9 protein-coding genes are annotated in these 13,599 nt (G+C 43.0%); 5 read left to right on the top strand and 4 right to left on the bottom strand.

The genetic code is table 11. The features are described 5' to 3' along the window. Positions 1-32: 32 nt before the first annotated feature. The 3 genes from HMPREF9009_RS22910 to HMPREF9009_RS22900 are packed head-to-tail and all read right to left on the bottom strand — an operon-like array spanning position 33 to position 2,180. Positions 33-518 (bottom strand): outer membrane beta-barrel protein, encoded by a 486-nt coding sequence (locus HMPREF9009_RS22910; RefSeq protein ID WP_004300961.1) that lies wholly within the window; start codon positions 516-518, stop codon positions 33-35. Positions 519-522: 4 nt separating this feature from the next. Next, positions 523-753: a hypothetical protein gene (locus HMPREF9009_RS22905; RefSeq protein WP_004300962.1), complete on the bottom strand. Its 231-nt coding sequence runs from the start codon at positions 751-753 to the stop codon at positions 523-525. Continuing rightward, on the bottom strand, positions 750-2,180 hold the full coding sequence (locus tag HMPREF9009_RS22900; protein ID WP_049703485.1) for a carbon starvation CstA family protein: 1,431 nt from the start codon (positions 2,178-2,180) through the stop codon (positions 750-752). Before HMPREF9009_RS22900 ends, HMPREF9009_RS22905 begins: the two co-directional genes overlap by 4 nt. A 108-nt stretch (positions 2,181-2,288) precedes the next feature. On the opposite strand from HMPREF9009_RS22900, the gene HMPREF9009_RS22895 reads away from it, so the two are divergent. From HMPREF9009_RS22895 to HMPREF9009_RS22885, 3 genes are all read left to right on the top strand, one after another. Further along, positions 2,289-3,755, top strand: coding sequence for a glycoside hydrolase family 10-like protein (locus HMPREF9009_RS22895; protein ID WP_049703484.1), 1,467 nt, complete (start codon positions 2,289-2,291; stop codon positions 3,753-3,755). A 915-nt stretch (positions 3,756-4,670) separates the two neighbouring features. Continuing rightward, positions 4,671-5,672, top strand: coding sequence for an IS110 family transposase (locus HMPREF9009_RS22890; RefSeq protein ID WP_004297445.1), 1,002 nt, complete (start codon positions 4,671-4,673; stop codon positions 5,670-5,672). A gap of 222 nt (positions 5,673-5,894) precedes the next feature. Further along, positions 5,895-7,451, top strand: coding sequence for an ATP-binding protein (locus tag HMPREF9009_RS22885; protein ID WP_004300977.1), 1,557 nt, complete (start codon positions 5,895-5,897; stop codon positions 7,449-7,451). 10 nt (positions 7,452-7,461) lie between these two features. Here HMPREF9009_RS22885 and HMPREF9009_RS22880 read toward each other — a convergent pair whose 3' ends face one another. Continuing rightward, positions 7,462-8,664, bottom strand: a complete 1,203-nt coding sequence (locus tag HMPREF9009_RS22880) for a hypothetical protein (protein WP_049703483.1) — start codon at positions 8,662-8,664, stop codon at positions 7,462-7,464. Between the two features lie 162 nt (positions 8,665-8,826). On the opposite strand from HMPREF9009_RS22880, the gene HMPREF9009_RS22875 reads away from it, so the two are divergent. Both HMPREF9009_RS22875 and nifJ read left to right on the top strand, forming a co-directional pair. After that, entirely contained in the window at positions 8,827-10,005 is a 1,179-nt protein-coding gene (locus HMPREF9009_RS22875; protein ID WP_004311727.1) for an ATP-binding protein, read from the top strand. Positions 10,006-10,037: 32 nt separating this feature from the next. Then, positions 10,038-13,586, top strand: coding sequence for a pyruvate:ferredoxin (flavodoxin) oxidoreductase (gene nifJ / locus HMPREF9009_RS22870; protein WP_049703482.1), 3,549 nt, complete (start codon positions 10,038-10,040; stop codon positions 13,584-13,586). Positions 13,587-13,599 lie beyond the last annotated feature (13 nt).

Raw genomic sequence — 13,599 nt, 5'->3', positions numbered from 1 at the left:
AGGGCTTAATATATGAAAAAAATCAATCTCTCTTACAAGTAGAAACCGAATCCAATCTTCACACCGAAACGTGACATATCTCCATCATTGAAACGCCATTTATAATAAACGGCAGGTTCAATGGTTACCGTACGCGAAAGAAAGTAAGCGTATCCGGCTTCGATACCCAGTCCCCAGTCTGTCTGATGTTTTCCACCACTCCAACGGAAGCGGTTCCAGTCGAGTCCACCACCCAGATAGATACCGGTTTTATTGAAGTAGAAGCGTACTCCTGTGCCCAGTGTATACTCATCTACCGGTTTCGACCAGTCGGCTCCGGCATTTACCATCAAGGCAATACCCTCGGCAAAGAATGTACCGACCTGTGCACCAACTCCAAACTTTGCTTTATCGTTTTTACTATACGAAAAGTCCAACCCCGACAATGAAGGATTAATAATCGTAGTTCCTTTCTCAAATTGCGCTTGTGCAGTAAAAGAGACTGCCAATAAGCAAAGAGCCAAAGCTAATTTCTTCATAAACTTACTTTTTTAAGTGAATAGATTGTTCGTCTTTTTTGCGGCGTTCGCGCATTTGTTCCTTTTTCCGAAGCACCAGCCAAAGAAGGAGGACGATGACATAAGAAACTGCCACCGTAATTATTTTCTCTGTCAGGCTGACTTCCGTATTACGAGGCAACAAATAAGCCGCTGTTACAGATACATAAATAAGGAATGCAAGCGCCACTCCTGTTGATTTTCTTATTTTCTTCATTCTGATAATTTTCTTGTTTTTTGCTTATTTATCCAGATATAGAACCAAACAGTCGCAACCATTACACACGCTATACCAACGCCATAGGAGACTGTATGCGAAAGTCCTAATCCTTCAGGAGCAATACATATATAAGTAGAACATACACATGTCATAAACAGTGCCGGTACCAAAGTAATGATATAAGGTTTCTTGGATACCGCCAGAAAAACTGTTATAGCCCACAAGGTAAACACAGCCAATGTCTGATTTGCCCAGGCAAAATAACGCCATATCATATTAAATCCGTTTGCATCACGCAAACTATACAAAAGCAAACCAATAGCTAGTACAAACATCGGAATACAAATGTACAAACGACGGCGCATACTTTTTTGTTCCATCCCCAGGAAGTCTGCCACAATCAGACGTGCCGAACGGAAAGCCGTATCACCCGAAGTTATCGGAGCGGCAATCACCCCCAAAATAGCGAGTACTCCGCCGATTGCCCCTAACCATTCTTTTGTGATGGCATCAACGATAACAGAAGCATTGCTTTCTTCCATTCCGTTTTCATGGAAAAAATAAGTAGCGGCAGCAGCCCAAATAAGAGCAACAATGCCCTCGGTAATCATTGCACCGTAAAATACCGGACGTCCATGCCGTTCCGAAGTCATACAACGGGCCATCAATGGGCTTTGCGTAGCATGGAAACCTGAAATGGCACCACAAGCAATACTCACAAACATAATCGGGAAGATAGGAAGTTCGCTCGCTTCCGGGTTAGTATTTTGCAATCCGTCCCATAACTCCGGCAAAGCCGGATGGTTAACGTAGAGCATCACCAAAATGCCTACTGCCATAAACAACAAGGCAACCGCAAACAACGGGTAGATTTTACCAATTATTTTATCAACAGGCAGCAAAGTAGCCAGAATATAATATGCAAATACAACGATAATCCAAAACGTAGCATCCAAACTTTCCGGTGTCAGTTTAGCCAACAATCCGGCAGGACCTGCAACAAAAACCGAACCCACCAGAATCATTAAAATGACAGTGAATCCTCTCATCACCTGCTTGGTAGTCAGTCCCAAATAACGCCCTATTATTTCCGGCAGGCTTTCACCTCCATTACGCAAAGAAAGCATTCCGGCAAAATAATCATGCACTGCCCCCGCAAAAATACTTCCCAGCACAATCCACAAGTATGAAGAGCTACCAAATTTCGCTCCCATGATTGCTCCGAAAATAGGACCTAATCCGGCAATATTGAGAAATTGAATCATGAAAATCTTCCAGGTGGGCAATGGAATATAGTCCACTCCATCCGCCTTGGTAAGAGCCGGTGTTTTACGGTCGTCAGGACCAAAGACGCGTTCTATCAGGCGTCCATACGTAAAATAGCCTACTATCAACGCCAGCAGGCATAGAGTAAATGTAATCATAGCGTGTCGTTTTTTAACTTGGCAAATGTAACATAATCTCACGAAACAGCCCAACAATACCGACACTTTTACTAACTTTGCAGGGATTTAAAACAAAAAATAAAGGATATGCGCTATACTATTTTCATTCTTTCACTTTTGTTTCCTTTCCTCTCAATTGTTGCGCAACCCAAGCACGAAGTTCGTGCCGCATGGGTGACAGCGGTGTACGGACTGGATTGGCCTCGCACACGTGCGACAAACCCTCAAACAATCCGCAAGCAGAAAGAAGAGTTAATAGATATTCTTGATAAGTTAAAGGCTGCCAACTTCAACACTGTCCTATTTCAAACCCGTACTCGTGGAGATGTATTATATCCTTCAGCAATCGAACCTTTCAATTCGATCCTGACCGGAAAAACAGGAGGAAATCCAGGATATGATCCACTGGCTTTTGCCATTGAAGAATGTCATAAGCGAGGGATGGAATGTCATGCCTGGATGGTAACTATCCCACTAGGGAATAAGAAGCATGTTGCTTCGCTCGGCAGTCAGTCTGTCACCAAGCGGATGAAAGAAATATGCGTTCCTTACAAGCGCGAATATTTCCTCAATCCGGGACATCCGGCAACGAAGGAGTATTTGATGAAACTGGTGCGGGAAGTCGTTAGCGGTTATGACGTGGACGGAGTGCATTTCGACTATCTGCGTTATCCAGAGAATGCTCCTCTTTTTCCTGATAAATATGATTTCCGCCGATATAATAAAGGACGCACCCTAGATCAGTGGCGCCGGGATAATATCTCCGAAATTGTACGTTATATATATAAAGGTGTAAAAGCTATGAAGCCTTGGGTGAAAGTAAGTACCTGCCCGGTAGGTAAATACCGTGATACTTCTCGTTACCCCTCCCGTGGATGGAATGCTTTCTTTACCGTTTATCAGGACCCGCAAGGTTGGATGGGAGAAGGTATTATGGATCAGATTTATCCGATGATGTATTTCCAGGGAAACAATTTCTACCCTTTCGCCCTCGACTGGCAGGAACAGAGCAACGGACGGCAGGTGATTCCGGGACTCGGCATTTATTTTCTCCATCCCGATGAAGGTAAATGGACACGCGACGAAATAGATCGTCAGATGAACTTTATCCGCAAGCAGAAAATGGCGGGTGAAGGGCATTACCGGGTGAAATACCTGATGGAGAATACACAGGGTATTTATGATGAATTATCCGAGAATTTTTATGCATACCCTGCTTTACAGCCTCCGATGCCATGGTTAGATAATGTTGCGCCAACTGCTCCTTCTGCACTGAAAACTACCCACATCGATAATGGATATACCGAATTAACCTGGCAGGCTGCTACTGATAACGATCAGCGCAACAAGCCCATGTATGTTATTTATGCTTCTAATGATTATCCGGTAGATATCAACCGACCAGAAAATATCGTTGCACAAAATATTCGAGAGACGAGTTACGTATATGCCCCTATCCTGCCTTGGAATGCAAAAAAGCACTTTGCAGTGACGGCTATTGACCGCTATGGAAATGAAAGTACAGCAACACAGGAGCAAACGGTCCAACAATAAACCAAGTATTTAGAATCGACTTATTTGTTTCAAAACTGTTTCAAAAATGAATGAAACGGTGCAGAAATGAATGAAAGTTTTTCCTACTATAAAGTTGAAAACATAAAAACATCTGCCACCTGCAACCAAACGCGTGTAATACACTAGTTAATAAATAGTTAGAACGTGGCAGATACCTGCGGCAGATAGGTTGCAGATAAAGTATCTGCAACACGTTATATAATCAAAGAAAAAGCCTTGATTCCTTGATGCAAAGCTATGGGATAATTGGGATCACTCTATGGAGAAATGATAGTGTCTCTACGGGGAAACGACAGTATCCTTACGTAGAAACTGTAGTGTCCTGCCTTAGAAACTCTCGTTTCCTGCCGTGGAAACTGTAATTTCTAATGCCGGAAACGACAGTTCCCCGCCTGGAAACGGGAAGTTAATGTATACAATAAACTTTTGCACTCATGGAGAATTAGTTTATGTAAGGTTTATACTGTGTTGCAGATACTTTATCTGCAACCTATCTGTCGCAGGTATCTGCAACGCTCCAACTACTTATTAACTACTGTATTACATGCGTTTGGTTGCAGGTGGCAGATGTTTTCATGTTTTTTCAACTTTATAGAGGAGGATTACGCATTAAAATTAGGGTCACAACCGTAAGTCATAAAACAAATTCACCTCTGTGTCCTCCTTTAGATTTGCACTGTGAAAAATAAAGGTTGAAATATTACCTTTGTGGTTAAAACAAGTTAACCAAGGAAAGTAGGTGACCCATTGTGTCCTCTAGGCAGAAGCCCTATCCACGGAATTAGTCCTTCTTTCCTTATCAGTTGAACAGATCCAATTAGAATTTTAGGTCGTTGGCCTATTAAAGGATATAGTTTGTTCAACCTATGGTTAACCCTTTAATAGTGCAAAAATATGGAAAAGAAATGGTTTATTGGCATTGACATCTCAAAAAAAACTTTGGATGTTGTTATTTACGTTCCTACAAAGAAACATGCGGACGAAACAAATTATGAACGCTTCTTAAACAAAGAAGAGGGCTACAAATCTCTTCTTTGTTGGTTGAAAAAGAAAAACATGGCAAAGAAAAGGCTGGTCATTAGTATGGAAAATACGGGTATTTACAGTTTTGACTTATGCCTTTTTCTAGAAGCAGCATCCATCGATTACTGTTCTTTCAATCCTCTTCATTTAAAACGTTCCTTAGGCTTGGTACGTGGGAAAAATGACCGTGTAGATGCCGAAAGAATAGCCTATTTTGCTTATCTTCATCGGGATGAACTATCTTACTCTAAGCTGTCAGGGAGTTCAATTATCCGTTTGCGTGACTTTGCTGCAGAGAGAAAACGTTTTGTAAAGCAGCAAGCTGAATACAAAGGTTTTCTCACTGATAGAAAAGATTGTGAAATGACTTCTACCATTGAGCGCGCTGCCCATATGGTAAAGATACTGGATGAAGAAATTGCAAGTGTTGAAGAAGAAATGCTGCAAATTATCAATTCAGACCCATCTATTCTCCGAAATTATGAGCTCTTAAACAGTATTAAAGGCATTGGGACGATCAATGCGATGAATACAATCATACATACTAATAATTTTCAGGCATTTGAAACGGCACGTCAATATGCATGTTATTTAGGTATTGCTCCTTTTGAGCATTCTTCGGGAACAAGTATTAAAGGTAAAACAAGGGTTTATCCCACGGGAGCAAAACTATTGAAAGCGGATCTTTCACAAGCTGCTAATTCAGCGATTGTATGGGATAAGGAAATGAAAGAGTATTATGAAAGGAAAAGGAAGGAAGGGAAAGCTTATGGAGTAGTGCTAAATGCAGTCAAGTTTAAACTAGTAGGAAGAATGTTTGCTGTGGTCAAAAGGGGAACACCCTTTGTGGAGTTAATGACTTACAAAAAGTAAACGGACTGAAATAGCCCGTTTAACTTCTTTAACTGTTTTTTATAGGCCTATTATTTGCATAGGTCTTAGAATTCCGTGTCCTCTGTGGTGAAAACCGTGCAAGAATGAGCTAAATGATAATTTTCCAGTTAAACAAAATTATAACGCCCGTTCTTTGAGATATTGAAAACGAAATATTACGAAAATAATGATTATCTTTGAACCACTAAAAGGAAAATAACAATGAATGACCTGCTTCGTAAACTCCCTATCGGGATACAGACCTTTGAGAAACTTCGTAAGGGCGATTATCTATATGTAGATAAAACAGAGCTTGTATGGAAAATAGCTTATACATCTACTCCATACTTCCTGAGCCGTCCACGCCGTTTTGGTAAAAGTCTTCTTCTCTCTACCTTTGAAGCCTACTTTGAAGGAAAGAAAGAACTCTTCGAAGGGCTTGCCATTGAAAAACTGGAAACGAAATGGGAAAAGCATCCTGTGCTGCATCTGGATTTAAATGCCGAGAAGTACGATTCCCCAGAAAGACTTTATGATATCCTCAGCCGTCAACTCACCTTATGGGAAATCCAATATGGCAAAGGAATAGACGAGAACACTCTTTCCGGTCGTTTCTCCGGCGTCATCCGTCGTGCCTACGAACAAACCGGTAGCAGCGTCGTAGTTCTGGTAGACGAATACGACAAACCTCTGTTGCAAGCTTTAGGTAATGATGTCTTACTGGATGAATACCGTAAAACCCTGAAAGCCTTTTACGGAGTATTGAAAAGTGCCGACCGCTACCTGCGTTTCGTCTTCCTCACAGGAGTGACGAAATTCTCACAAGTAAGTGTATTCAGTGACCTCAACCAGTTGCAGGACATCACTTTATGGCCCGATTACGGAACCCTTTGCGGCATCACTCTTCAAGAATTATTGGATACCTTCCAACCGGAAATCAAGATACTTGCAGCCAATAATTCCATTTCTTATGATGACGCGGTACAACGAATGACACGTCTCTACGATGGCTATCATTTTTGCATTAATTCAGTAGGTATCTTCAACCCGTTCAGTGTACTGAATGTCCTGAAATCAAAAGTGTTCGACAATTACTGGTTCCAGACCGGCACACCGACTTTCCTCGTCGAGATGCTGCAAGAAACCGAATACGACCTGCGTACTTTGCTTGACGGGATCGAAGCACCGTCTTCCATGTTCTCCGAATATCGTGTAGATTCCAATAATCCGATTCCGTTAATTTACCAAAGTGGCTATCTGACGATAAAAGATTTCGATAGGGAATTTGGTAACTATCTATTGCAATTTCCTAATGATGAAGTCCGCTACGGCTTCATTAATTTCCTGGTTCCATTTTACACCGGAGTGAGAAACAGTGACCAAGGATTTTACATCGGCAAGTTTGTACAAGAACTTCGTTCGGGAGACTACGATGCCTTTCTCACCCGCCTGCAAGCCTTCTTTGCCGATTTCAACTACGAATTGAACGAGCAGACAGAGCGTCACTACCAAGTGGTTTTCTATATTGTCTTCAAACTTATGGGACAGTTCACCGATGCCGAAGTACGCAGCGCCCGCGGTCGTGCAGATGCCGTAGTGAAAACACCTAAATATATCTATGTCTTCGAATTCAAGCTGCATGACACGGCAGAAGCGGCATTGAAGCAGATCGACGATAAAGGCTATCTGATACCGTATCAGGCAGACGGACGTGAAGTGATAAAGATCGGGGTAGAGTTCAGTGCGGAAAAACGCAATATCAGTCGCTGGCTGGTGTGAACAGATAAAGTTAAATATTATCAGGAGTTACCCATATCCACGCCCGATAACAACTTCTCCTATGAACAGGAACCAAAGGTAAATAACCGGAGTACACTCTACCTTCCCTGATTTTCAACGGATAAGTTGCGGACATTCGTTCATGTTCCTGCAAGGCTTCACCTTCCGAAGGATGATAATCAATCACAAAACGCCCTATTGAACCAGGATGTACATAACGGTCATATAAAAAACGCGCAACAACTCCCATATTCATGCGCAGATTAATTTCCACACAGGGATGAATCCGAAAAACCGGCTTTTCATTTTCCGGAAACCGACAAATCATCATATCAACTCCAAGATAACCTTTATAAACGGTTCCTACCAACGCAGAAAGCCTATATTTCAAGCAGTTCTCCAAATCCGTCAGAACCTTTGAAGGGACATATTGCGAAAGTTGTTTCCAGATTGCCTCATTAGAAAGCAAACGATTCCCTTCATACATCCCACTCTTTCCGGTATGGAAGAGGGAATATCCCATAAATGTCACTTCACCTGTACCATCGGAATAAAACTCCATGGCAAAATCCTCTACCTTATTATATATAGGTTCCGCAATGATTCCACCCTGCGAAGCAGCCACACGCGTACACCAACCGGAAATAAAAGGAGTAAATATGCCTTTACACCAGTTCAAGCCTTTACCGCTTCCCGAAAGCGGAGCTTTCAACAGGCAGCATTCCCGCTCTTCCACAAAAGTTTTCCATTCTTCCAGTGCCTTCAAATAATAAGATTCTCCGCAGAAATATTCATTCAGTTGTAATTCCGGAAGTAACGAGACGGCTTTAGAACGATGGGAGTATTCCCGCAAACCGTTTAATTGCTCCATAGAAGGAAGCAGGGCTTCGTCCACGCCCAGCCCTAAAAGCCGTTTCCGCAAAGCTACATCCCACCCCCAAGGACGAATATCCAAATCCGGTCCGACAGCAAGTTCCGGTTCAGTCATCAAATGAATCGAAACTCCCAGCAATTCCTGCATTTGCTTCAAATAATCCAGATTATAAGCGGAAGAAGCTAATACAGCACTCCCCTCCTCTGCATACCACATCGGAAGCAAAGCCAACTCGGAAGCCATACGTCTGGCCGAAGCTGGAGCCATATAATTAGTTTCACCGCTGGCCAACGCCAAGTCATGTTCCGGATTGAATATATAAAGAGCCTTTTTTGTCATTTCAAATGAATTCAAAACTTTATTCTGCAAATATATACAGGAAATAGTCAGGAATGACTACAATAAACAGAAAGTTGGAATTAAACACACAATTTTGCCATCTCTACTTTGCAAATCCTAAAAAAAGCAGTATATTTGCCACCCGAAAAACAAAGAACTGAAATGGAATCATTCTACCGCACACACGCCTACCTCGTTGAGCACACCAATGCCCCCGTTCGCCGCGATCTTATGGACGAGATCGACTGGAGCGACCGCCTGATTGGTATCAAAGGGACACGTGGCGTAGGAAAAACCACTTTCCTTCTCCAATACGCCAAAGAGAAATTCGGGAACGACCGTTCCTGTCTGTTCATCAACATGAACAACTTCTATTTCTCGGGCCACAGCATTGTAGACTTCGCCAACGAATTTCAGAAACGTGGCGGAAAAGTATTGTTGATCGACCAGGTGTTCAAACATCCGGAATGGAGCAAAGAGTTACGCATGTGTTACGACCGTTTTCCTAACCTGAAAATTGTCTTCACCGGCTCGTCCGTGATGCGACTGAAAGAAGAAAATCTTGAATTACGTGATATCGCCAAGAGCTATAACCTGCGTGGATTCTCTTTCCGTGAATTCCTAAACTTGCAAACAGGCATGAAATTCAGGGCATATAGCCTCGAAGAAATTCTTAGCACTCACGAACAGATTGCCAAAGGAGTACTCTCCAAAGTCCGTCCGTTGGATTATTTTCAGGATTATCTGCACCACGGATTCTATCCGTTCTTCCTTGAAAAACGTAACTTTTCGGAGAATCTGCTGAAAACGATGAACATGATGGTGGAAGTAGATATACTTCTCATCAAACAAATTGAACTGAAATATCTTTCAAAGATAAAAAAATTGCTATATTTGCTCGCTGTCGACGGGCCGAAAGCTCCAAATGTGAGCCAACTGGCAAGCGACATACAGACATCTCGCGCCACGGTGATGAACTATATCAAGTATCTGGCAGATGCGCGACTCATTAATCTGGTTTATCCGAAAGGGGAAGAATTCCCTAAAAAACCTTCAAAGATAATGATGCACAACTCCAACCTGATGTATTCCATCTATCCGGTGAAAGTGGAAGAGCAGGATGTGCTCGACACATTCTTTGCAAATTCTTTATGGAAAGACCATAAGGTACATAAAGGAGATAAAAACGTCTCTTTTATGGTAGACGAAGTAATGCCGTTCAAAATTTGCCAGGAAGGCGCAAAGATCAAGAACAATCCGAATGTAACATACGCGTTGCATAAGGCTGAAATAGGTCGGGGCAACCAGATACCTCTCTGGATGTTCGGCTTTTTATATTAAAAGATTTATTTACTTAAATATTTAATTTAGTTATGACTAAACAGAAGAAATTCATCACTTGTGATGGTAACCAGGCTGCAGCGCATATCTCGTATATGTTCTCTGAAGTAGCAGCTATCTACCCCATCACTCCTTCTTCGACTATGGCTGAGTACGTAGACGAATGGGCTGCCGCAGGACGTAAGAACATCTTCGGCGAAACAGTATTAGTACAGGAAATGCAATCTGAAGGTGGTGCTGCCGGTGCAGTTCACGGTTCTCTTCAGGCTGGTGCGTTGACTACTACTTACACTGCTTCCCAGGGTCTTCTCCTGATGATCCCTAACATGTACAAAATTGCCGGTGAGTTCTTGCCTTGCGTATTCCATGTATCTGCTCGTACATTGGCTTCTCACGCATTGTGTATCTTCGGTGACCACCAAGACGTAATGTCAGCTCGTCAGACTGGCTTTGCTATGTTGGCTGAAGGCTCTGTACAGGAAGTTATGGATTTGGCTGGTGTTGCTCACTTGGCTACCATCAAATCTCGCGTTCCGTTCATGAACTTCTTCGATGGTTTCCGTACATCTCACGAAATCCAAAAGATTGAAATGTTGGAAAATGATGATCTTGCTCCTCTGATCGACCAGGAAGCTTTGGCTGAATTCCGTGCCCGCGCACTGAACCCGATGAAACCGGTAGCTCGTGGTATGGCTGAAAATCCTGACCATTTCTTCCAACATCGTGAATCATGCAACAACTACTATGAAGCAGTTCCTGCTATCGTAGAAGAATACATGAATGAAATTTCTAAGATCACAGGTCGTAAATACGGTTTGTTCGATTACTATGGTGCAGAAGATGCAGAACGCGTAATTATCGCTATGGGTTCTGTAACAGAAGCTGCCCGCGAAGCTATCGACTACCTGGTAGCAAACGGCGAAAAAGTGGGTATGGTTGCCGTACACCTGTATCGTCCGTTCTCTGCTAAACACTTCTTGGCTGCTGTACCTAAGACTGCTAAAACTATCGCAGTTCTTGACCGTACTAAAGAACCGGGTGCTAACGGTGAACCTCTTTACCTTGACGTTAAAGACTGCTTCTACGGTGCAGAAAATGCTCCGGTTATCGTTGGCGGTCGCTACGGTTTGGGTTCAAAAGATACTACTCCTGCTCAAATTCTTTCAGTATTCGAAAACTTGGCTATGCCAATGCCGAAGAACCACTTCACTATCGGTATCGTAGACGACGTTACTTTCACTTCTCTTCCTCAAAAAGAAGAAATCGCTTTAGGCGGCGAAGGTATGTTCGAAGCTAAATTCTACGGTTTGGGTGCTGACGGTACAGTAGGTGCTAACAAGAACTCTGTAAAGATTATCGGTGACAACACTGACAAACACTGCCAGGCTTACTTCTCTTATGACTCTAAGAAGTCGGGTGGTTTCACTTGTTCTCACTTGCGTTTCGGTGATAATCCGATCCGTTCTACTTATTTGGTAAACACTCCGAACTTCGTTGCTTGTCACGTTCAGGCTTACCTGCACATGTACGATGTAACTCGTGGTTTGCGTAAGAACGGTTCTTTCCTGCTGAACACAATCTGGGAAGGTGAAGAACTGGCTAAGAACCTGCCTAACAAGGTTAAGAAATATTTCGCACAGAACAACATTTCTGTATACTATATCAACGCAACACAAATTGCACTGGAAATTGGTTTGGGTAACCGTACCAACACAATCCTTCAATCTGCATTCTTCCGTATCACAGGCGTTATTCCTGTAGAACAAGCTGTTGAGCAGATGAAGAAATTCATCGTTAAGTCTTACGGCAAGAAGGGTGAAGACGTTGTTAACAAGAACTATGCTGCCGTTGACCGTGGTGGTGAATACAAGACTTTGGCTGTTGATCCTGCTTGGGCTAACCTTCCGGATGACGCAAAAGCTGAAAACAACGATCCTGCATTCATCAACGAAGTAGTTCGTCCAATCAATGCACAAGACGGTGACTTGTTGCCGGTATCTGCATTCAAGGGTATCGAAGACGGTACTTGGTATCAAGGAACTGCTAAATACGAAAAACGTGGTGTAGCTGCATTCGTTCCTGAATGGAATGCTGAAAACTGTATCCAGTGTAACAAGTGTGCATACGTTTGTCCTCACGCTTCTATCCGTCCGTTCGTACTCGACGCTGAAGAGCAGAAGGGTGCTAAGTTCGAACAACTGAAAGCTGTAGGTAAAGCATTCGACGGTATGACATTCCGTATCCAGGTGGACGTTCTCGACTGTCTGGGTTGCGGTAACTGTGCTGACATCTGTCCGGGTAATCCGAAGAAGGGTGGCAAAGCATTGACAATGAAACACCTCGAAAGCCAATTGGCTCAAGCTGAAAACTGGACTTACTGTGCTGAAAACGTGAAGACTAAACAACATCTTGTTGATATCAAGGCTAACGTGAAGAACTCACAGTTCGCTACTCCGTTGTTTGAGTTCTCCGGCGCTTGCTCTGGTTGTGGTGAAACTCCATACGTGAAATTGATTTCTCAATTGTTCGGTGACCGTGAAATGGTTGCTAACGCTACTGGATGTTCTTCTATCTACTCTGGTTCTGTTCCTTCTACTCCGTATACTACAAACGAAAACGGACACGGTCCTGCTTGGGCTAACTCACTGTTCGAAGACTTCTGTGAATTCGGTTTGGGTATGGAATTGGCTAACGAAAAGATGCGTGCTCGTCTCGTGAAAGTGATGAACGAGGCTATTGCTGCTGATTGCACTCCTGCTGAAGTGAAAGAACTGTTCGCTGAATGGATCAACAATATGCTGGATGCGGACAAGACTAAGGAATTGGCTGCTAAGATCATTCCGGTTGTTGAAGCTAACAAGGATAAATGTAACCACTGCAAACAAATCGCTGAACTGCAACAATATCTTGTAAAACGCAGCCAGTGGATCATTGGTGGTGACGGTGCTTCTTACGATATCGGTTATGGTGGTCTTGACCATGTAATCGCTTCCGGTAAGGACGTTAACATCCTCGTTCTGGATACTGAAGTTTACTCTAACACAGGTGGTCAGTCTTCTAAAGCTACTCCGGTAGGTGCTATCGCTAAGTTCGCTGCTGCTGGTAAGCGCGTACGTAAGAAAGACCTCGGTCTGATGGCTACTACTTACGGTTATGTATATGTTGCACAGATCGCTATGGGTGCTGACCAAGCTCAAACTCTGAAAGCTATCCGTGAAGCTGAAGCATATCCGGGACCATCTTTGATTATCGCTTATGCTCCATGTATCAACCACGGTCTGAAAGCAGGTATGGGTAAGAGCCAGGAAGAAGAAGAAAAAGCTGTTAAGTGCGGTTACTGGCACTTGTGGCGTTACAACCCGGCTTTGGAAGAAGAAGGCAAGAACCCATTCCAATTGGATAGCAAAGAACCGAACTGGGAAGATTTCCAAGGTTTCTTGAAGGGTGAAGTTCGTTACGCTTCTGTAATGAAACAATATCCTACTGAAGCTGAAGAACTGTTCAAAGCTGCTGAAGAAAACGCTAAATGGCGTTACAACAGCTACAAACGTTTGGCTAGAGAAAACTGGGGTGCTGAATAATAGTAATACCCTA

This window comes from Bacteroides sp. 3_1_13 (assembly GCF_001185845.1).
Lineage (GTDB): Bacteria > Bacteroidota > Bacteroidia > Bacteroidales > Bacteroidaceae > Bacteroides > Bacteroides xylanisolvens.
The sequence above is the reverse complement of the archived record's forward strand: the minus strand, read 5'-3'. Positions and strand labels throughout refer to the sequence as shown.

Coding starts and splice junctions, on each gene's coding strand:
- HMPREF9009_RS22910 (WP_004300961.1), bottom strand. CDS start 518: ATGAAGAAATTAGCTTTGGCTCTTTGCTTATTGGCAGTCTCTTTTACT.
- HMPREF9009_RS22905 (WP_004300962.1), bottom strand. CDS start 753: ATGAAGAAAATAAGAAAATCAACAGGAGTGGCGCTTGCATTCCTTATT.
- HMPREF9009_RS22900 (WP_049703485.1), bottom strand. CDS start 2,180: ATGATTACATTTACTCTATGCCTGCTGGCGTTGATAGTAGGCTATTTT.
- HMPREF9009_RS22895 (WP_049703484.1), top strand. CDS start 2,289: ATGCGCTATACTATTTTCATTCTTTCACTTTTGTTTCCTTTCCTCTCA.
- HMPREF9009_RS22890 (WP_004297445.1), top strand. CDS start 4,671: ATGGAAAAGAAATGGTTTATTGGCATTGACATCTCAAAAAAAACTTTG.
- HMPREF9009_RS22885 (WP_004300977.1), top strand. CDS start 5,895: ATGAATGACCTGCTTCGTAAACTCCCTATCGGGATACAGACCTTTGAG.
- HMPREF9009_RS22880 (WP_049703483.1), bottom strand. CDS start 8,664: ATGACAAAAAAGGCTCTTTATATATTCAATCCGGAACATGACTTGGCG.
- HMPREF9009_RS22875 (WP_004311727.1), top strand. CDS start 8,827: ATGGAATCATTCTACCGCACACACGCCTACCTCGTTGAGCACACCAAT.
- nifJ (WP_049703482.1), top strand. CDS start 10,038: ATGACTAAACAGAAGAAATTCATCACTTGTGATGGTAACCAGGCTGCA.